The 18,198-nt window shown below is 63.5% G+C and carries 17 protein-coding genes; 1 reads left to right on the top strand and 16 read right to left on the bottom strand.

Annotated features, from left to right (window positions below; all coding sequences use genetic code 11):
• Positions 1-39 precede the first annotated feature (39 nt).
• The 16 genes from CK228_RS07325 to CK228_RS07250 all read right to left on the bottom strand — a co-directional run bounded on the left by CK228_RS07325 (position 40) and on the right by CK228_RS07250 (position 16,660).
• A complete protein-coding gene (locus CK228_RS07325; protein ID WP_095787379.1) occupies positions 40-861 on the bottom strand; it encodes a biotin--[acetyl-CoA-carboxylase] ligase in 822 nt (273 codons plus the stop codon).
• A 4-nt stretch (positions 862-865) separates the two neighbouring features.
• The gene (gene nuoN, locus CK228_RS07320; protein ID WP_095787378.1) at positions 866-2,302 is read right to left on the bottom strand and encodes an NADH-quinone oxidoreductase subunit NuoN; all 1,437 of its coding nucleotides are present in this window, start codon (positions 2,300-2,302) and stop codon (positions 866-868) included.
• Positions 2,303-2,321: 19 nt separating this feature from the next.
• Entirely contained in the window at positions 2,322-3,827 is a 1,506-nt protein-coding gene (locus CK228_RS07315) for an NADH-quinone oxidoreductase subunit M (protein ID WP_095773018.1), read from the bottom strand.
• A complete protein-coding gene (gene nuoL / locus CK228_RS07310; RefSeq protein WP_095787377.1) occupies positions 3,827-5,800 on the bottom strand; it encodes an NADH-quinone oxidoreductase subunit L in 1,974 nt (657 codons plus the stop codon). The genes CK228_RS07315 and nuoL overlap by 1 nt, the downstream gene beginning before the upstream one ends.
• Positions 5,801-5,810: 10 nt before the next feature.
• Positions 5,811-6,119 carry an NADH-quinone oxidoreductase subunit NuoK gene (nuoK, locus tag CK228_RS07305; protein ID WP_010910101.1) on the bottom strand — a complete coding sequence of 103 codons (309 nt, stop codon included), beginning with the start codon at positions 6,117-6,119 and terminating at the stop codon, positions 5,811-5,813.
• Between the two features lies 1 nt (position 6,120).
• A complete protein-coding gene (locus CK228_RS07300; protein WP_019858932.1) occupies positions 6,121-6,741 on the bottom strand; it encodes an NADH-quinone oxidoreductase subunit J in 621 nt (206 codons plus the stop codon).
• A gap of 126 nt (positions 6,742-6,867) precedes the next feature.
• Positions 6,868-7,359, bottom strand: coding sequence for an NADH-quinone oxidoreductase subunit NuoI (nuoI, locus tag CK228_RS07295; RefSeq protein ID WP_032930717.1), 492 nt, complete (start codon positions 7,357-7,359; stop codon positions 6,868-6,870).
• Entirely contained in the window at positions 7,359-8,402 is a 1,044-nt protein-coding gene (nuoH, locus tag CK228_RS07290) for an NADH-quinone oxidoreductase subunit NuoH (RefSeq protein WP_095787376.1), read from the bottom strand. Before nuoH ends, nuoI begins: the two co-directional genes overlap by 1 nt.
• Positions 8,403-8,404: 2 nt before the next feature.
• Positions 8,405-10,486: an NADH-quinone oxidoreductase subunit NuoG gene (nuoG, locus tag CK228_RS07285; protein ID WP_095787375.1), complete on the bottom strand. Its 2,082-nt coding sequence runs from the start codon at positions 10,484-10,486 to the stop codon at positions 8,405-8,407.
• A gap of 73 nt (positions 10,487-10,559) precedes the next feature.
• Entirely contained in the window at positions 10,560-11,255 is a 696-nt protein-coding gene (locus tag CK228_RS07280) for an NADH-ubiquinone dehydrogenase (RefSeq protein WP_095787374.1), read from the bottom strand.
• A gap of 61 nt (positions 11,256-11,316) precedes the next feature.
• Positions 11,317-12,621 carry an NADH-quinone oxidoreductase subunit NuoF gene (nuoF, locus tag CK228_RS07275; RefSeq protein WP_095773023.1) on the bottom strand — a complete coding sequence of 435 codons (1,305 nt, stop codon included), beginning with the start codon at positions 12,619-12,621 and terminating at the stop codon, positions 11,317-11,319.
• A 10-nt stretch (positions 12,622-12,631) separates the two neighbouring features.
• Complete coding sequence (locus tag CK228_RS07270; protein ID WP_095787373.1) at positions 12,632-13,912, bottom strand: NADH-quinone oxidoreductase subunit E; 1,281 nt, start codon at positions 13,910-13,912, stop codon at positions 12,632-12,634.
• Positions 13,913-15,103, bottom strand: coding sequence for an NADH-quinone oxidoreductase subunit D (locus CK228_RS07265; RefSeq protein ID WP_095773025.1), 1,191 nt, complete (start codon positions 15,101-15,103; stop codon positions 13,913-13,915). It abuts the gene before it with no gap.
• Positions 15,104-15,112: 9 nt separating this feature from the next.
• Positions 15,113-15,718, bottom strand: a complete 606-nt coding sequence (locus tag CK228_RS07260; RefSeq protein ID WP_095787372.1) for an NADH-quinone oxidoreductase subunit C — start codon at positions 15,716-15,718, stop codon at positions 15,113-15,115.
• Positions 15,719-15,722: 4 nt separating this feature from the next.
• A complete protein-coding gene (locus tag CK228_RS07255) occupies positions 15,723-16,304 on the bottom strand; it encodes an NADH-quinone oxidoreductase subunit B (RefSeq protein WP_015317338.1) in 582 nt (193 codons plus the stop codon).
• Positions 16,295-16,660: an NADH-quinone oxidoreductase subunit A gene (locus tag CK228_RS07250; RefSeq protein ID WP_010910112.1), complete on the bottom strand. Its 366-nt coding sequence runs from the start codon at positions 16,658-16,660 to the stop codon at positions 16,295-16,297. Before CK228_RS07250 ends, CK228_RS07255 begins: the two co-directional genes overlap by 10 nt.
• A gap of 333 nt (positions 16,661-16,993) precedes the next feature.
• Between CK228_RS07250 and CK228_RS07245 the strand changes: the two genes are divergently transcribed.
• Positions 16,994-18,193: a winged helix-turn-helix domain-containing protein gene (locus CK228_RS07245; RefSeq protein ID WP_095787371.1), complete on the top strand. Its 1,200-nt coding sequence runs from the start codon at positions 16,994-16,996 to the stop codon at positions 18,191-18,193.
• Positions 18,194-18,198: the final 5 nt, after the last annotated feature.

The raw sequence follows: 18,198 nt of genomic DNA, 5'->3' as shown, positions 1-18,198 counted from the left end.
TGTCTAACGGTTTTCCGTCCGGAATTGCGCAGAAACAAACTATACTTGAGCGGACGCGACCGCGCCGAAATGCACGTCGCCAGCCGCGATCGTCAGCACCGACCCCTCATCGTCGCGGATCACGAAACGGCAGTCCTCGTCAATGGTCTCGAACACCCCACGCACTACATTACCGTCAATTCTGACGGCTACCTCGCCGCCAAGCCCCGCCGCGCGCGCCAGCCAGCGCCGCCTGACAGTGGCGAGGCCGCGGCCTTCATCCCACAGCCGGGCATTCTCGCTCCAGGCATCGGATAGCGCCAGGAACAGCGTTTCGGCATCGCATGTCGCGCCCAGAGCTTGCAGCGATGTCGCGGGATAAGGCAAATCCGCGGGGTGCGCCACGACATTGACGCCGATGCCGACCGCCACCGCGAAGCGGCCGCCCTCCAGTATAGCCGACTCCAGCAGGATGCCGGCAAGCTTCGCGCCCGAAGCAAGCACATCGTTCGGCCATTTCAACTCGAAACGGTTTTGGCCCTTGCCCGCGCCATCGAGTCCCACGGCAATGCGGCCCTTCGGGACCACGGCATCCAGTGCGTCAGCAAGCGACAGGCCGGCGACGAAACCCAGAGTCGCGGCAAGGCGTAGTTCACCACCGGTGATGACGAGCAAGGTCGCCGCCAGGTTGCCATCGGGCGACACCCAGGCGCGGCCGCGCCGGCCACGCCCGCTTTCCTGCTTCTTGGAAACGACCCACAGCCTGCCCGGGTCACCGGCCCGGGCGTGATCCAGCGCCACCGTATTGGTGGAGCCGACGCTGTCATGGGCCTCGAGCCGGAACCCTTCCGACGCCGAGGTTGGGGCCAGCCGAAATGCCATCCCGTCAGAAAAATGTCTTGGCGGCGGCTTCGGCATAGGTGCCGATCGGTCCGCCGATCAGCACATAGAACAGCACGAAGGCGCCGCAGACGCCCAGCACGACACGCAATTCGCTGGCCATCGGCACGAAGCCGCCGACCGGTTCGTCGAACCACATGATCTTGATGATGCGCAGATAGTAATAGGCGCCCACCACCGACGCCAGCACGCCGATGATCGCCAGCGCGTAGAGGTTGGCGTTGATGGCGGCGAGGAAGACGTACCACTTCCCCCAGAAGCCGGCGAGCGGCGGAATGCCGGCCAGCGAGAACATCAGGATGGTGAGGATGGTCGCCATGATCGGGTTGGTCGAGGAGAGCCCGGCCAGGTCGCTGATCTGCTCGACATTGCCCTCCTTGCGCCGCATGGCGAGGATGAAGGCGAAGGTGCCGAGCGTCATCACCAGATAGATCAGCATATAGATGGCGACACCGCGCACGCCGGCCTGGCTGTTGGCGGCAAGGCCGACCAGCGCGTAGCCCATATGGCCGATCGAGGAATAGGCCATCAGGCGCTTGATGTTGGTCTGGCCGATGGCGGCAAAGGCGCCGAGCGCCATCGAGGCGATCGAGATGAAGACGATGATCTGCTGCCAGTCGGCGGCGATCGGCTTGAACGCGCCCATGGTGACGCGCACGATCAATGCCATCGCCGCCATCTTGGGAGCCGCCGCCAGGAAGGCCGTCACCGGCGTCGGTGCGCCTTCATAGACGTCGGGCGTCCACATATGGAACGGCACCGCCGAGATCTTGAAGGCGAGGCCGGCCAGCACGAAGACCAGGCCGAAAACAAGGCCGAGCTGCCGCCCGCCGCTGCCGAGCGCCGAGGCGATTTCCTGGAAGCCGGTGTTGCCGGTGTAGCCGTAGACCAGGCTGATGCCGTAGAGCAGCATGCCCGACGACAGCGCGCCGAGGACGAAGTACTTCAGCCCCGCCTCGGTCGAACGCAGATTGTCGCGGTTGATCGCCGCCAGCACGTAGATCGCCAGCGACTGCAGTTCGAGGCCGAGATAGAGCCCGATCATGCCGTTGGCCGAAATCATCAGCATCATGCCGAGCGTACACAGCAGGATCAGCACCGGATATTCGAACTTGTCGAAACGCTCCGCCTTGGCAAAGCGCATCGACATGACGAGCGTCACAGCCGAGCCGACCAGCGCCAGCACCTTCATGAAACGGGAGAAGGGATCCTGGATGAAGGCGTTGCCATAGGCGTTGCCCTGCCCGGTGGAAAGGATCAGCCAGGCGCCGGCGATTACCAGCACCGCGACGGCAAGCCCGGTCACGGTATTGGCGGTGTTGGCGCGCGAATAGGCTCCGACCATCAGCAGCGCGAGCGCGCCGAAGGCAAGGATCAGCTCGGGCGTCGAGAGCGACAGGCTGGAGAGAAGGTCCGGCGTCATGGTTCGCAAAACCCCTGGGTCAGTTCGCCGCCGCGGTCTGCGCGGCGCCGATGGATGCGGTGACATTGGTGACGAGCGATTTGACCGACTGGGCCGTCGCGTCGAAGACGGGAGCGGGATAAACGCCGAAGAAGATGACCAGCGCGACCAGCGGGTAGATGATCACCTTCTCGCGCAGCGACAGGTCGAGCAGCCCTTTCAGGCTGTCCTTGGTCAGCGCGCCGAAGATCACCCTGCGGTAGAGCCAGAGCGCGTAGGCGGCCGACAGGATGACGCCGGTGGCGGCGAAGAACGCCACCCAGGTGTTGACCCGGAAGACGCCGAGCATGGTCAGGAACTCGCCGACGAAGCCACTGGTGCCGGGCAGGCCGACATTGGCCATGGTGAAGACCATGAACACGGTGGCGTATTTCGGCATGTTGTTGACCAGGCCGCCATAGGCAGCGATCTCACGCGTGTGCATGCGGTCGTAGATGACGCCGACGCACAGGAACAGCGCGCCCGAGACGAGGCCGTGGCTGAGCATCTGGAAGATCGCGCCCTGCACGCCTTCCTGGTTCATGGCGAAGATGCCCATGGTGACGAAGCCCATATGGGCGACCGAGGAATAGGCGATCAGCTTCTTCATGTCCTCCTGCATCAGCGCCACCAGCGAGGTGTAGATGATGGCGACGACCGAGAGGGTGAAGACCAGCGGCGCGAACATTTCGGACGCCAGAGGGAACATCGGCAAGGAGAAGCGCAGGAAGCCGTACCCACCCATCTTGAGCAGAATTGCGGCCAAGATCACCGAACCCGCCGTCGGCGCCTCGACGTGCGCGTCGGGCAGCCAGGTGTGCACCGGCCACATCGGCATCTTCACCGCGAAGGAGGCGAAGAAGGCGAGCCATAGCCAGGTCTGCATGTTGGCCGGGAAGCTGTGCGTCAGAAGCGTCGGTATGTCGGTCGTGCCGGACTGGAAGAACATCGCCATGATGGCGAGCAGCATCAGCACCGAACCGGCGAGCGTATAGAGGAAAAACTTGAACGAGGCATACACGCGCCGCTTGCCGCCCCACACGCCGATGATGATGAACATCGGGATCAGGCCGGCTTCGAAGAAGACGTAGAACAGCACGATATCCAGCGCGCAGAACACGCCGATCATCAGCGTCTCGAGCAGCAGGAAGGCGATCATGTAGGCCTTGACGCGCTTGTCGATCGCTTCCCACGACGCCAGGATGCAGAGCGGCATCAGGAACGTCGTCAGGATGACGAACAGCATGGAAATGCCGTCGACGCCCATATGGTAGGAAATGCCGGAGTCGAGCCAGGCGAATTTTTCGACGAACTGGAAGCCGGCCTGCGAATTGTCGAAGCCGGTCCAGATGAACAGCGAGACGATGAAGGTGAACGTCGTCGTCAACAGCGCGATGGCGCGGATGTTGCGGCGCGCGTTTTCGCTGTCATCCCTGATGAACAGGATCAGCAGCGCACCAACCAGCGGCAGGAAGGTGACCAGCGAGAGGATTGGCCAGGCGGTCATCAGAGCATCATCCAGGTGACGAGTGCGGCAACGCCGATCAGCATGGCGAAGGCATAATGGTAGAGGTAGCCGGTCTGCAGCTTGACGACGCGGTTTGTGACATCGACGACGCGCGCCGAAATGCCATCCGGCCCGAGACCGTCGATGACGGTGCCGTCACCGGTCTTCCACAGGAAATGGCCGAGACGCTTGGCGGGCCGCACGAACAGGAAGTCGTAGAGCTCGTCGAAATACCACTTGTTGAGCAGGAAAGCATAGAGCAAGCGATGGTTCGCGGCGACGCTCGGGGGCAATTCCGGTGAGCGGATGTAGAACTTCCAGGCCACCGCGAAGCCGATCAGCATGGCGATGAAGGGCGACAGTTCGACCCACAGCGGCAGTTCGTGGATTTCGTGCAGGATGTGATTGTCCGGCAGCGTGAACAGCGACGCCTTCCAGAACTCGGCATAGCCTTCGCCGATGAAGGAATTGTGGAAGATGATGCCGGCGAACAGCGCTCCGGCGGCCAGCACGAACAGCGGCACCAGCATCACCGGCGGCGATTCATGCACATGGTGCATCACCTCATGGCTCGCCCGCGGCTTGCCGTGGAAGGTCATGAAGATCAGCCGCCAGGAGTAGAAGGAGGTGAAGCAGGCGGCGATGACCAGCAGCACGAAGGCGAGGCCGGCAACCGAATTGTGGCTGGCAAAGGCGCTTTCGATGATGGCGTCCTTGGAGAAGAAGCCTGCGGTGCCGATGACAGTCACGGGAATGCCAACGCCGGTCAGCGCCAGCGTGCCGATCACCATCATCCAGTAGGTGCTCGGGATCAGCTTTCTGAGGCCGCCCATCTTGCGCATGTCCTGCTCGTCGGAGACGGCATGGATGACCGAGCCCGAGCCGAGGAACAGCAGCGCCTTGAAGAAGGCATGCGTGAACAGATGGAAGATCGCCGCGCCATAGGCGCCGACGCCGAGCGCCACGAACATGTAGCCGAGCTGCGAGCAGGTCGAATAGGCGATGACGCGCTTGATGTCGTTCTGGACGAGGCCGACGGTGGCCGCGAAGAAGGCGGTGAAGGCGCCGATGAAGGTCACCACGGTCAGCGCCGAATGCGACAGTTCGAACAGCGGCGACAGCCGCGCCAGCATGAACACGCCCGCCGTCACCATGGTGGCGGCATGGATGAGCGCTGAGACCGGCGTCGGGCCTTCCATGGCGTCCGGCAGCCAGGTGTGCAGCGGCACCTGCGCCGACTTGCCCATGGCACCCATGAACAGCAGCAGGCAGACGACGGTCATGGCCGCCTGCTTGTCGAGCGCATGGCCGAGGAAGGTCAGCACGGCAGCACCTTGCGGCGCGCCCTCGGCCGGAACGAACGTCGCCGCATTGGCGAAGATGGTGCCGAGATTGACCGAGCCGAACAGCACGAACACGCCGAAAATGCCGAGCGCGAAGCCGAAATCGCCGACGCGGTTCACGACGAAGGCCTTGATGGCCGCAGCATTGGCCGACGGCTTCTTGTACCAGAAGCCGATCAGCAGGTAGGAGGCGAGACCGACGCCTTCCCAGCCGAAGAACATCTGCACGAGGTTGTCGGCGGTCACAAGCATCAGCATGGCGAAAGTGAACAGCGACAGATAGGCGAAGAAGCGCGGCCGGTTCGGATCGTGATGCATGTAGCCGATCGAATAGATATGGACCAGCGCCGAAACGGTGTTGACCACCACCAGCATCACCACCGTCAGCGTGTCGATGCGCAGCGCCCAGGACGCTTCGAGCCCGCCCGACTGGATCCAGCGCAGCACCGGCACGGTGAACACCTCGCCGTGGCCGAAGCCGACGGTGAAGAAGGCGACCCACGACAGCATCGCGGCGATCACCAGGAAGCCTGAGGTGATGTATTCGGACGCCTTGGCGCCGAGCGACGTGCCGAACAGGCCGACGATCAGGAAGCCGAGCAGGGGAAGGAAGACGATGGCCTGATACATGGTGGTTCCGTCAACCCTTCATCATGTTCACGTCTTCGACCGCGATCGAGCCGCGGTTGCGGAAGAAGACGACGAGAATGGCAAGTCCGATTGCCGCTTCAGCCGCCGCGACCGTCAGCACGAACAGCGCGAACACCTGGCCGACCAGATCGCCGAGCGCCGCCGAAAAAGCGACGAAGTTGATGTTGACCGCAAGCAGGATCAGCTCGACCGACATCAGGATGACGATGACGTTCTTGCGGTTCAGGAAGATGCCGAACACGCCGAGCGTGAACAGAACAGCCGATACGGTCAGATAATGTGCGATACCGACGACCATCTCAGACTCCTTCGCCCGACTTGACCTTGCGGATTTCCATGCCGGTGGCCGGCGTGCGACCGACCTGGGCTGCGATCGACTGCCGCTTGATCCCTTCCTTGTGGCGCAGCGTCAGCACGATGGCGCCGATCATGGCAACCAGCAGGATGAGGCCCGAAATCTGGAAGTAGTAGAGGTAGTCGGTATAGAGGATGTCGCCGAGCGCGGCCGTGTTCGAGCGCGTGGCGAGATCGGGAATGGGCTTCGACACCGTCGCGGCCAGCTTCGGCGCGAATGTGTAGCCGCCGAGCACGACAATCAGCTCCGCCGCCAAGATCAGCCCGACCAGCGCGCCGATCGGCGCGTATTGCAGCGCGCCCTCTTTCATTTCAGCGAAGTCGACGTCGAGCATCATGACGACGAACAGGAACAGCACCATGACCGCGCCGACATAGACGACGAGCAGGATCATCGCCAGGAACTCGGCGCCGGTCAGCATGAACAGGCCGGCGGCGTTGAAGAAGGTCAGGATCAGGAACAGCACCGAATGCACGGGGTTGCGCGATGAAATGACCATGAACGCCGACGCCACGGCGACAAAGGCGAAGAGGTAGAAAAAGGCCGCCTCTAGTCCACTCAGCATTGGGGTTCCCCCGGGTTCCTATCCCAAACAGGACGTTCGTCCTGTTTGATTTTTGCGACCGCCTCCGGCCGGCAAGTTTCGTTGTGTCCTTAGACGAGGGCCCTCGCCTCGTCCATGCGTCAAATATCAGCGGTACGGCGCATCCAATGAGATATTGCGCGCGAGTTCGCGCTCCCACCGGTCGCCATTCGCCAGGAGCTTGTCCTTGTCGTAGTAGAGCTCCTCGCGCGTTTCCGTCGCGAATTCGAAATTCGGCCCCTCGACGATGGCGTCGACCGGGCAGGCTTCCTGGCAGAAGCCGCAATAGATGCACTTTACCATGTCGATGTCGTAGCGCACCGTGCGGCGCGTGCCGTCATTGCGGCGCGGGCCGGCCTCGATGGTAATTGCCTGCGCCGGGCAGATGGCCTCGCACAATTTGCAGGCGATGCAGCGTTCCTCGCCATTGGGATAGCGGCGCAGCGCATGCTCGCCCCGGAAGCGCGGACTGACCGGCCCCTTCTCGTGCGGGTAGTTGATCGTCTCCTTCGGCGCGAAGAACTGGCGCATGGACAGGAAGAACGCGCTGACGAAATCTTGCAGCAGCAGCGATTTTGCGGCCTGGGACAAAGCGGACATCACGCAAACCCCGTGATCTTGAGGAAGGCTGCGGTGGCGACCACCATGAACAGCGAGATCGGCAGGAACACTTTCCAGCCCAGCCGCATCAGCTGGTCGTAGCGATAGCGCGGCACGAAGGCCTTCACCATCGAGATGCCGAAGAACACGAAGCAGACCTTCAGCACGAACCAGATGACGCCGGGCACCCAGGTGAAGGGCGCGAAGTCGAAGGGTGGCAGCCAGCCGCCGAGGAACAGGACGGTGGCCAGCGCGCACATCAGGACGATGGCGACATATTCGCCGAGGAAGAACAGCAGGAACGGCGTCGACGAATATTCGACCATGTGGCCGGCGACCAGCTCCGATTCGGCTTCGACCAGGTCGAAGGGCGGCCGGTTCGTCTCGGCCAGCGCCGAGATGAAGAAGATGATGAACATTGGGAACAGCGCCAGCCAGTTCCAGTCGAGGAAGGTGTTGGGCAGGCCAAGCCTGGTGCCAAGCCCACCCTGCTGCGACAGCACGATATCGCTGAGGTTGAGCGAGCCGGCGGTGAGCAGCACGGTGACGATGACGAAGCCGATCGAGACTTCGTAGGACACCATCTGCGCCGCCGAACGCAGCGCGCCGAGGAACGGATATTTCGAGTTGGACGCCCAGCCGCCCATGATCACGCCGTAGACCTCGAGCGAGGAGATGGCGAAGACATAGAGGACGCCGACATTGACGTTGGCGATCGCCCAGCCCTGGCTGACCGGAATGACCGCCCAGGCCGAGATCGCCAGCACCGCCGACACCAGCGGCGCCAGAAGGAACACGCCCTTGTTGGCGCCGGACGGGATGACCGGCTCCTTGAAGACGAATTTCAACAGATCGGCAAAGGCCTGCAGCGTGCCCCAGGGGCCGACGACGTTCGGACCGCGGCGCAGTTGCACCGCCGCCCAGATCTTGCGGTCGGCGTAGAGGATGTAGGCCACGAAGATCAGCAGCACCACGATCAGCACGACCGACTTCAGAAGGATCAGCAGTGCCGGCAGCACGTAGAAGGAGAAGAAGGTGTCCATGCTTATTCCGCCGCCTGCTTGAAGCCGCTCTTGGCCAGTGCCGAGCATTCCGCCATCACGGCCGATGCCCGCGCGATCGGGTTGGTCAGGTAGAAATCCTTGACCGGCGAGGTGAAGGTGCCCTTGTTCAGCCGCCCGCCGAGCTTCGCCACGCCGCCGATGTCCTCGGCATTGCCGGCCGCGACCTGATCGATGCGGGCCAGATGCGGGTACTCGCCATAGAGTTTGGCGCGCAGCTGCGGCAGCGAATCGAACGGCAGTTTCTTGCCCAGCACATCGGACAGGGCCCTGAGGATCGCCCAGTCCTCGCGCGCATCGCCAGGCGCGAAGCCGGCGCGGTTGGTCTGCTGCACACGCCCTTCGGTGTTGACGTAGGTGCCCGACTTTTCCGTGTAGGCAGCCGCCGGCAGGATGACATTGGCGCGGTGCGCGCCGTGGTCGCCATGGGTGCCGATATAGACGACGAAGGCGCCGCCGGTCTTGCCCATGTCGATCTCGTCGGCGCCGAGCAGGAACAGCACGTCCGTTTCGCCCAGCATGCCGGCGACATCCTTGCCGCCCTCACCCGGGACGAAACCGAGATCGAGGCCGCCGACGCGCGCCGCCGCATTGTGCAGCACGGCAAAGCCGTTCCAGTCGGCGCGAGCGGCTTTGACGGCAGCGGCGAGCTTCGCCGCCTGGCCGAGCACGGCCGCGCCGTCGGCCCGCGCCAGCGCGCCCTGGCCGATAATGATCAGCGGATGCGTCGCCTTCTTCAGCGTCTGGAAGAACTTGCCATTGCCGTCGGCCAGATCCTTCAGCGAATCCGGCCCGGCACCGAGCAATTCATACTCGTAGCGCGTGTCGCCGATATCGCCGATGACGCCGACCGGCAGATTGCCGACCCGCCAGCGCTTGCGGATGCGCGCATTGAGCACCGAGGCCTCGAAGCGCGGGTTGGCGCCGATGATCAGCACCGCGTCGGCCTGCTCGATGCCTTCGATGGTCGGGTTGAAAATGTAGCTGGCACGTCCGAGCGCCGGATCAAGCGCGGCGCCATCCTGGCGGCAGTCGACATTCTTGGAACCCAGCGAAGCCATCAGCAGCTTCAGCGCGTAGATTTCCTCGACGGCAGCGAGATCGCCTGCAATGGCGCCGATCTTCTCGGGCGTCGTCTTCGACACCGCGTCCTTGATCGTCGCGAAGGCTTCGGCCCAGCTTGCCGCAACCAGTCTGCCGTCCTTGCGCACATAGGGGCGGTCGAGGCGCTGCGTGCGCAATCCGTCCCAGATGAAGCGGGTCTTGTCGGAAATCCACTCCTCGTTCACCTGCTCGTTGACGCGCGGCAGGATACGCATCACTTCACGGCCACGGCTGTCGATACGGATCGCCGAGCCGACCGCATCCATCACGTCGATGGATTCGGTCTTGGTCAGTTCCCAGGGCCGCGCCTGGAAGGCGAAGGGCTTGGAGGTCAGCGCACCGACCGGGCACAGATCGATGACATTGCCCTGCAGTTCCGAGGTCATCGCCTGTTCGAGATAGGTGGTGATCTCGGCGTCCTCGCCGCGGCCGATCAGGCCGAGTTCGGAAATGCCGGCGACTTCCGTGGTGAAGCGGACGCAGCGCGTGCAATGGATGCAGCGGTTCATCACCGTCTTGACCAGCGGCCCGATATACTTGTCTTCGACCGCCCGCTTGTTCTCATGATAGCGCGAGGAATCGACGCCGAAGGCCATGGCCTGGTCCTGCAGGTCGCACTCGCCGCCCTGGTCGCAGATCGGGCAATCCAGCGGATGGTTGATCAGCAGGAACTCCATCACGCCTTCCCGGGCCTTCTTGACCATCGGCGTGTTGGTGAAGATTTCCGGCGGCTCGCCATTGGGGCCGGGGCGCAAATCGCGCACGCCCATGGCGCAGGACGCCTGCGGTTTGGGCGGCCCGCCCTTCACCTCGATCAGGCACATGCGGCAATTGCCGGCGATCGACAGCCGCTCATGGAAGCAGAAGCGCGGCACTTCCGCGCCCGCGTCTTCCGCCGCCTGCAGCAGCGTGTAGTGGTCGGGTACAGTGATCTCTTTCCCGTCGACCTTGAGCTTTGCCATTCGCTTCAAACCCCTGCGGATTTCCCGCAATCTCATTTCCCGGGCGCGACAGACGCGGCGCCCGGCATTGCATTCACTTCTTCGCGGCCAGCACAGCCGCCTGCGCAGTCCAGTCGTCACGGCCGATTCGGCCGTTGAACGACAGATAGTCGTCGACCCAGGCGATCTCCTGCGGCGACCAGGCGGCGATCTGGGCATAGGTCCAGATGCCGAGCCCATTCAGCACCTTTTCCAGCTTCGGGCCGATGCCCGATATCGCCTTGAGGTCGGACGGTTTCGCCGGCTTGTCGATCGCCTTGGGCTGCCTGAAATCCTCGGGCAGCAGCACATCGGCGGCCTCACTCGTTGCCGGAGCGACATTCACCGCCGGCGCCGTGGTCGCGGCTTCCTTGGCAGCGATGTCGGTGACCTCCTGCGCGAAGGACTGCGCCTCGGCAATCATGGTCTTGGCCGTCGCCCGCGCCCTGACGGACGACGAACTCGCGTCCTCGAATTGCTCGACGCGTGCCTCGAAATCCTCGATCAGCGGCTGCATGAGGCGCTGTGATGCCTCGGCGGCGCCCGAAAGCGCCCCCAGCCAGACGCCGAACGCATGATTGGCAAACCCAATGCCAAGCGCCGACATCGCCGCCGCGCCCGCGACAGGGTGCACGAAAAGGTTGATGGCGCTGGCCATCTCCTTCGGCATCATCCTGGTCAGGTCCTGATTCATCTTCTCGATCTGGTCCAAATTGGGCATCAATGGGTAGGGTGTCGAATACGGCGCCATAGAGTTCTCCCGGTCGTTTCTTCGTTCGCCCCGCCCCGTTATTCCAGCATTCAAAAATCTACTATTCCGCCGCCACCATCACCGGTTCGGCCCGATGCGCGTTGCGCGAAAACTCGTCGATGCGCCGCTCCACCTCGCCGCGGAAGTGCCGCATCAGGCCCTGGATCGGCCATGCCGCCGCGTCGCCCAGCGCGCAGATCGTGTGGCCCTCTACCTGCTTGGTGACGTCGAGCAGCATGTCGATCTCGCGCTTCTGCGCCTCGCCGCGCACCAGCCGCTCCATCACCCGCCACATCCAGCCGGTGCCTTCGCGGCACGGCGTGCACTGGCCGCAGCTCTCATGCTTGTAGAAGTAGGACAGCCGCGCGATCGCCTTCACGATATCGGTCGACTTGTCCATGACGATGACGGCGGCCGTGCCCAGGCCGGATTTGAGGTCGCGCAGCGCGTCGAAATCCATCGGCGTGTCGATGATCTGCTCGGCCGGCACCAGCGGCACCGAGGCGCCGCCGGGAATGACCGCCAGCAGATTGTCCCAGCCGCCGCGAATGCCGCCGCAATGCGTCTCGATCAGCTCGCGGAACGGGATCGACATCGCCTCCTCGACGGTGCAGGGGTTGTTGACGTGGCCGGAGACGCAGAACAGCTTGGTGCCGACATTGTTGGGCCGGCCGAAGGACGAGAACCAGGCAGCCCCACGGCGCAAGATGGTCGGCGCCACCGCGATCGATTCGACATTGTTGACCGTGGTCGGGCAGCCATAGAGGCCGACATTGGCCGGGAATGGCGGCTTCAGCCTGGGCTGGCCCTTCTTGCCTTCCAGGCTTTCCAGCAGCGCCGTCTCTTCGCCGCAGATATAGGCGCCGGCGCCGTGATGCATGTAGACGTCGAAATCATAGCCGGACGTGTTGCCCTTGCCGATCAGCTTGGCCTCATAGGCCTCGTCGATGGCGCGCTGCAGCGCCTCGCGCTCCCTGATGAACTCGCCGCGCACATAGATGTAGGCGGCGATCGCGCCCATGGCGAAGCCGGCGAGCAACGCTCCTTCGACCAGCGTGTGCGGATCGTTGCGCAGGATGTCGCGGTCCTTGCAGGTGCCGGGCTCGGATTCGTCGGCGTTGATGACGAGGTAGCTTGGCCTGCCATCGCTCTGCTTGGGCATGAACGACCATTTGAGGCCGGTCGGGAAGCCGGCGCCGCCACGACCCCGCAGGCCGGACGCCTTCATCTCGTTGACGATCCATTCGCGGCCCTTGGCGACGATGCCGGGCGTGTTGTCCCAGGCGCCGCGCGCCATCGCGCCAGCCAGCGACTTGTCGAAGAGGCCGTAGATGTTGGTGAAGATGCGGTCTTTATCCTGAAGCATTTTTCGTCCCTCAGACCGGCTTCTTGCCGAAGACGCGGATGTATTCGGCAACGCCGCCCTTGGCGAGCGCCTTGGCCTGCTTGACCCAGTCGTCGCGCTCGATACGGCCCTGGAAGGAGATATAGCCGTCCACCCACTCGCGCTCGGCCCTCTTCCAGGAAGCGACCTGCGCGAACGTGAAGATGCCCAGCGTATGCAGGACGCCCTCTATCTTCGGGCCGACGCCGGAGATCAGCTTGAGATCGTCCACCGCGGTCGGCCTGTCGATCCCGGCCGGGCGGTTCTTGTCTTCCAGCGACGGTTTCGCCGGCTTGGCGGCCGGCGCCTTGGCTTCCGGCGCCTTGAAGGCAGCGGCCGGTTCGGCCTTGGATCTGGGCCCATTGCGCTGCTTGGAGACCTTCTCGACTTCCGGCGCTGCCTTATTGGCATTGGCGGCCGAATGCAGCGGCGCCGAAACGCTCGCCGCCTTTTCCGCCGCCGGTGCCACCTTGGTCTTTGAGGGTGTCTTCAGCGCCGGGCTGGTCTCGAGCGCGTCGGTCTTCGGCTTGCTGGCTTTGGACGGCGCGACCGGAGCGGCAGCGGGCGCCGGAACGGGCGCGGCGATGATCGCGTCGGGTGCCGCCTTGGCGGCCTTGGCTGCTTCCCTGGCCTCGCGGTCGCGGGTCGACTTGAGGATCGCCTTTTCGCTTTTCAGCGTCGTCAGGCCGGAGGCCGGCTCCGAGCCGGTGCGGCCGTTCTGCGGCCCCGGCACCACCGAAGCGCCCTTGCCCGCATCATAGAGATCGATGATTTCGGCCAGCCGTTCCGGCGTCAGGTCCTCGAACGTATCCTTGAAGATCATCACCATCGGCGCGTTGACGCAGGCGCCTAGGCACTCGACCTCTTCCCACGACAAGGTGCCCTTGTCATTGGTGTGGAACTGGTCGTGATGGATTTTCGAGCGGCAGACATCCATCAGCGCTTCCGAGCCGCGCAGCATGCAGGGCGTGGTGCCGCAGACCTGGATGTGCGCGCGGGTGCCAACGGGATTGAGCTGGTACTGCGTGTAGAAGGTCGCGACCTCGAGCCCGCGAATCCTGGGCATGCCGAGCATGTCTGAAATCGTCTCGATCGCCGCCTTCGTGACCCAGCCCTCCTGCTCCTGCGCCAGCATCAGCAGCGGAATGATCGCCGACTGCTCGCGGCCCTTCGGGTACTTCTTGATCCATTGCTTCGCCGCTGCCGCGTTCGCCCGGTTGAAGGCGAAGGATGCTGGCTGGACGCTGGCTTCTGCGAGACGGCGGACTGACATTTAGCGATCGACCTCACCAAACACGATGTCGAGGGAGCCGAGAACGGCGGTGACGTCGGCCAGCATGTGGCCGCGGCAGAGGAAATCCATGGCTTGCAGATGCGCGAAACCGGGCGCGCGCAGCTTGCAACGGTACGGCTTGTTGGTGCCGTCGGAAACGAGATAGACGCCGAACTCGCCCTTCGGCGCCTCGACGGCCGCATAGACCTCGCCGGCCGGCACGCGATAGCCCTCGGTGTAGAGCTTGAAGTGGTGGATCAGCGCTTCCATCGAGCGCTTCATCGCCTGGCGCTTGGGCGGCACGACCTTGCCATCGAGGTTCGAAACGGGACCGGTGCTTTCCTTGCCGAGCAGAAGGTCGACGCACTGGCGCATGATCCGCGCCGATTGGCGCATTTCTTCCATGCGCACGAGATAACGGTCGTAGCAGTCGCCGTTCTTGCCGATCGGAATGTCGAAATCCATTTCCGAATAGCATTCATAGGGCTGCGACTTGCGCAGGTCCCAGGCCGCGCCCGAACCACGCACCATGACGCCGGAAAAGCCCCAGGCCCAGGCATCGGCCAGCGAAACAGTGCCGATGTCGACATTGCGCTGCTTGAAGATGCGGTTGCCGGTCAGCAGACGATCGAGGTCATCGATCGATTTCAGGAACGGGTCGATCCACTTGCCGATGTCCTCCACCAGTTGACGTGGCAGGTCCTGATGGACGCCGCCGGGGCGGAAATAGGCGGCATGCATGCGCGAACCGCTGGCGCGCTCATAGAACACCATCAGCTTCTCGCGCTCGACGAAGCCCCATAGCGGCGGGGTCAGCGCGCCGACGTCCATCGCCTGCGTCGTCACATTGAGGATGTGCGACATGATGCGGCCGATCTCGCAGTAGAGCACGCGGATCAGCTGGCCGCGCTTCGGCACCTCGATGCCGAGCAGGCGCTCGGCGGCCAGCGCGAAGGCGTGCTCCTGGTTCATCGGCGCGCAATAGTCGAGCCGGTCGAGATAAGGGATGGCCTGCAGATAGGTTTTTGCCTCGATCAGCTTTTCCGTGCCGCGGTGCAGCAGCCCGATATGCGGATCGACGCGATCGACGACCTCGCCATCGAGCTCCAGCACAAGGCGCAAAACGCCATGCGCCGCAGGGTGTTGCGGGCCGAAGTTGATGTTGAAATTGCGGACGGAGGTTTCAGCCATTCTGGCGCCTCAATTCGTCTTGGCTTTTTCATCGCCCGGCAGGACGTAATCCGTCCCTTCCCATGGCGAGAGAAAATCAAAATTGCGGAATTCCTGCTTGAGCTCGACCGGCTCGTAGATGACGCGCTTGGCTTCGTCGTCGTAACGCACTTCGACAAAACCGGTCAGCGGAAAATCCTTGCGCAGCGGATGGCCTTCGAAACCATAGTCGGTCAAAAGGCGGCGCAGGTCGGGATGGCCCGAGAACAGCACGCCATAGAGGTCGTAGGTCTCGCGCTCGAACCAGTCGGCGCCAGGATAAACGCCGGTGATCGAGGGCACCATCGTCTCCTCGTCGGCCTGCACCTTGACGCGGATGCGCACATTCTGTTTCGGCGACAACAAGTGATAGACGACGTCGAAGCGCTTGGCCCGCGACGGATAGTCGGCGCCGCAGACATCTATGATCGAGATGAACTGGCAGCGCGCATCGTCGCGCAGGAAGGTCATGACTTCGATGAGGTCGCGCGGCTCGACATGGATGGTCAGCTCGCCATAGGCGAGCACCGCGTCATTGACGCGACCAATCAGCCTTTCGCCGAGATAGGTCGACAGTTCGCTAAGGGATGCGGCCATGGATTTACCGTTCGATCGTGCCGGTGCGGCGGATTTTCTTCTGCAGGAGAAGAATGCCGTAGAGCAAAGCTTCGGCGCTCGGCGGGCAGCCGGGCACATAGATGTCGACCGGCACGACGCGGTCGCAGCCGCGCACCACCGAATAGGAATAGTGGTAGTAGCCGCCGCCATTGGCGCAGGAGCCCATCGAGATGACGTAGCGCGGCTCGGGCATCTGGTCGTAGACCTTGCGCAGCGCCGGCGCCATCTTGTTGGTCAGCGTGCCGGCGACGATCATGATGTCGGACTGGCGCGGCGACGCGCGCGGCGCGACACCGAAGCGCTCCGAGTCATAGCGCGGCATCGAGGTGTGGATCATCTCGACTGCGCAGCATGCCAGACCGAAGGTCATGAACATCAGCGAGCCGCTGCGCGCCCAGGTGATCAGCGCCTCGGTCGAGGTGACCAGGAACCCCTTGTCGGCGAGCTCATTGTTGATTTCGAGGAAGAAGGGATCGTCCTCCCCCACCGGCCGACCGGTGTTGGGATCGATGATGCCCTTCGGCTTCGGCGCGACGAGGGTGCCTGAACTGTCGTTCAATCCCATTCCAGCGCTCCTTTTTTCCATTCATAGGCAAAGCCGATGGTCAGCACTGCCAAAAACACCATCATCGACCAGAAACCGAGCATGCCGATCTTCGAGAAGGACACGGCCCAGGGAAACAGGAAGGCCACCTCCAGATCGAAGATGATGAACAGGATCGACACCAGGTAGAAGCGGATGTCGAATTTCATGCGGGCATCGTCGAACGAGTTGAAACCGCACTCGTAGGCGGAAAGCTTTTCGGGATCGGGATTGCGGTAGGCCACCAGGAACGGTGCGGCCAGCAGCGCCAGGCCGACGACCAGCGCCACGCCGATGAACAGGACGATGGGCAGGTACGAACTGAGAAGTGCGTTCATGCAGCGGCTTTCCGTTGGCGCCAATCCACTTTGATTACAGCACCGGACCTTAATGCGGAAGCGTGACAGATTAACCGCTGAACCGTTTTAAGGGGCCTATGCTGCAACGCGGCGAGGGTTAGCGCAGCACTTCCAGCGAAGCAAGTCAAACCTTGTTCAAAACGCCGGCCTGGACGGCATATCCGGAGAAACTGGTCCGATCCGCTCCTGTTTGATTTCCTTCTCTTTTTACTCCACTTTTCTCTCCTGACAGGGTTGCCGCAAAAACCCTGCTAGCATGGGCTGGAATCACCCGTCGGACCTCGGTCGAAACGCCCTTAGAGTGACAGCTGCATGAAGGAAAAGATCTCGCTTGCCGCGGCCCGGCGCATCGCTCTCGCCGCACAGGGATTTCTCGATCCCCGGCCAAATGGCACACCCGATCGCCGCCACTTTGCCCGTGTGCTCGCCCGCACCGGCCTGCTGCAGATCGATTCCGTCAGCGCGGTGGTGCGCGCGCATTACATGCCGCTCTATTCGCGGCTCGGCCCCTACCCGCTCGCGCTGCTCGACAATGCCGCCGTGACGCGCAAGCGCACGGTCTTCGAATACTGGGCGCATGAGGCCTCGTTCCTGCCGGTCGAGACCTACCCGCTGATGCGTTGGCGCATGCAACGCGCCGAACAGGGCGACGAGATGTATCTGGGCCTGGCCAAATGGGGCCGCGAGCATGCCGCCTACATAGAAGAGATCTACCGCGAGGTCGCCGCGCGCGGCCCGATCGCGGCTTCGGCGCTGGAAGGCCAGAAAGGTTCGGGAGGCTGGTGGGGCTGGAGCCATGCCAAGCACGCTTTCGAATGGCTGTTCTGGGCCGGCCGCATCACCACGGCGCACCGCCGCGGCTTCGAGCGCTTCTATGATCTGCCGGAGCGCGTGCTGCCGCAGGCGATCCTCGATCTGCCCGTGCCGGCCGCCGAGGACGCGCACCGCGAATTGCTGCGCATTTCCGCGCGCGCCCACGGGGTGGCGACATCAGGCGATTTGCGCGACTACTTCCGGCTGTCGCCGGCCGACATGAAAGGCCGGCTGGAGGAACTGGTCGAGTTGGGTGAACTGCTGCCGGTGCGCGTCGAAGGCTGGGACAAGCCGGCCTACCTTCATAAGGACGCCCGCCTGCCCCGGAAGATCGAGGCCCGCGCCTTGCTGGCACCGTTCGACCCAGTCGTCTTCGAGCGCTCGCGCTCGGAGCGGCTGTTCGATTTCCACTACCGCATCGAGATCTATACGCCCGCCGAGAAGCGCCAATACGGCTACTACGTCCTGCCCTTCCTGCTCGGCGATAGCATCGTCGCGCGCGTCGACCTCAAGGCCGACCGGCCTGCCAGCGTCCTGCGCGTCCACGCCGCCTACGCCGAGCCCAAGGCACCGCCGGAGACCGCCGCGCAGCTCTTCGAGGAACTGAAGCAGATGCAGGGCTGGCTCGGCCTTGAACGCATGGAAGTGACGCCTGCCGGCGATTTGGGCCTGGCGCTTGCCGACATCGCCATGTCGTAGCCGTG

This window comes from Mesorhizobium sp. WSM4312 (genome assembly GCF_002294875.1).
GTDB lineage: Bacteria > Pseudomonadota > Alphaproteobacteria > Rhizobiales > Rhizobiaceae > Mesorhizobium.
The sequence above is the reverse complement of the archived record's forward strand: the minus strand, read 5'-3'. Positions and strand labels throughout refer to the sequence as shown.

Excerpts from the sequence above, each read along its gene's own strand:
- nuoI (WP_032930717.1), bottom strand. The coding sequence starts at position 7,359 with ATGTCCGCTTTGTCCCAGGCCGCAAAATCGCTGCTGCTGCAAGATTTC.
- CK228_RS07325 (WP_095787379.1), bottom strand. The coding sequence starts at position 861 with ATGGCATTTCGGCTGGCCCCAACCTCGGCGTCGGAAGGGTTCCGGCTC.
- nuoL (WP_095787377.1), bottom strand. The coding sequence starts at position 5,800 with ATGTATCAGGCCATCGTCTTCCTTCCCCTGCTCGGCTTCCTGATCGTC.
- nuoH (WP_095787376.1), bottom strand. The coding sequence starts at position 8,402 with ATGGACACCTTCTTCTCCTTCTACGTGCTGCCGGCACTGCTGATCCTT.
- CK228_RS07260 (WP_095787372.1), bottom strand. The coding sequence starts at position 15,718 with ATGGCCGCATCCCTTAGCGAACTGTCGACCTATCTCGGCGAAAGGCTG.
- nuoK (WP_010910101.1), bottom strand. The coding sequence starts at position 6,119 with ATGGTCGTCGGTATCGCACATTATCTGACCGTATCGGCTGTTCTGTTC.
- CK228_RS07265 (WP_095773025.1), bottom strand. The coding sequence starts at position 15,103 with ATGGCTGAAACCTCCGTCCGCAATTTCAACATCAACTTCGGCCCGCAA.
- CK228_RS07255 (WP_015317338.1), bottom strand. The coding sequence starts at position 16,304 with ATGGGATTGAACGACAGTTCAGGCACCCTCGTCGCGCCGAAGCCGAAG.
- nuoG (WP_095787375.1), bottom strand. The coding sequence starts at position 10,486 with ATGGCAAAGCTCAAGGTCGACGGGAAAGAGATCACTGTACCCGACCAC.
- nuoN (WP_095787378.1), bottom strand. The coding sequence starts at position 2,302 with ATGACGCCGGACCTTCTCTCCAGCCTGTCGCTCTCGACGCCCGAGCTG.
- CK228_RS07270 (WP_095787373.1), bottom strand. The coding sequence starts at position 13,912 with ATGTCAGTCCGCCGTCTCGCAGAAGCCAGCGTCCAGCCAGCATCCTTC.
- CK228_RS07250 (WP_010910112.1), bottom strand. The coding sequence starts at position 16,660 with ATGAACGCACTTCTCAGTTCGTACCTGCCCATCGTCCTGTTCATCGGC.
- CK228_RS07315 (WP_095773018.1), bottom strand. The coding sequence starts at position 3,827 with ATGACCGCCTGGCCAATCCTCTCGCTGGTCACCTTCCTGCCGCTGGTT.
- nuoF (WP_095773023.1), bottom strand. The coding sequence starts at position 12,621 with ATGCTTCAGGATAAAGACCGCATCTTCACCAACATCTACGGCCTCTTC.
- CK228_RS07245 (WP_095787371.1), top strand. The coding sequence starts at position 16,994 with ATGAAGGAAAAGATCTCGCTTGCCGCGGCCCGGCGCATCGCTCTCGCC.
- CK228_RS07300 (WP_019858932.1), bottom strand. The coding sequence starts at position 6,741 with ATGCTGAGTGGACTAGAGGCGGCCTTTTTCTACCTCTTCGCCTTTGTC.
- CK228_RS07280 (WP_095787374.1), bottom strand. The coding sequence starts at position 11,255 with ATGGCGCCGTATTCGACACCCTACCCATTGATGCCCAATTTGGACCAG.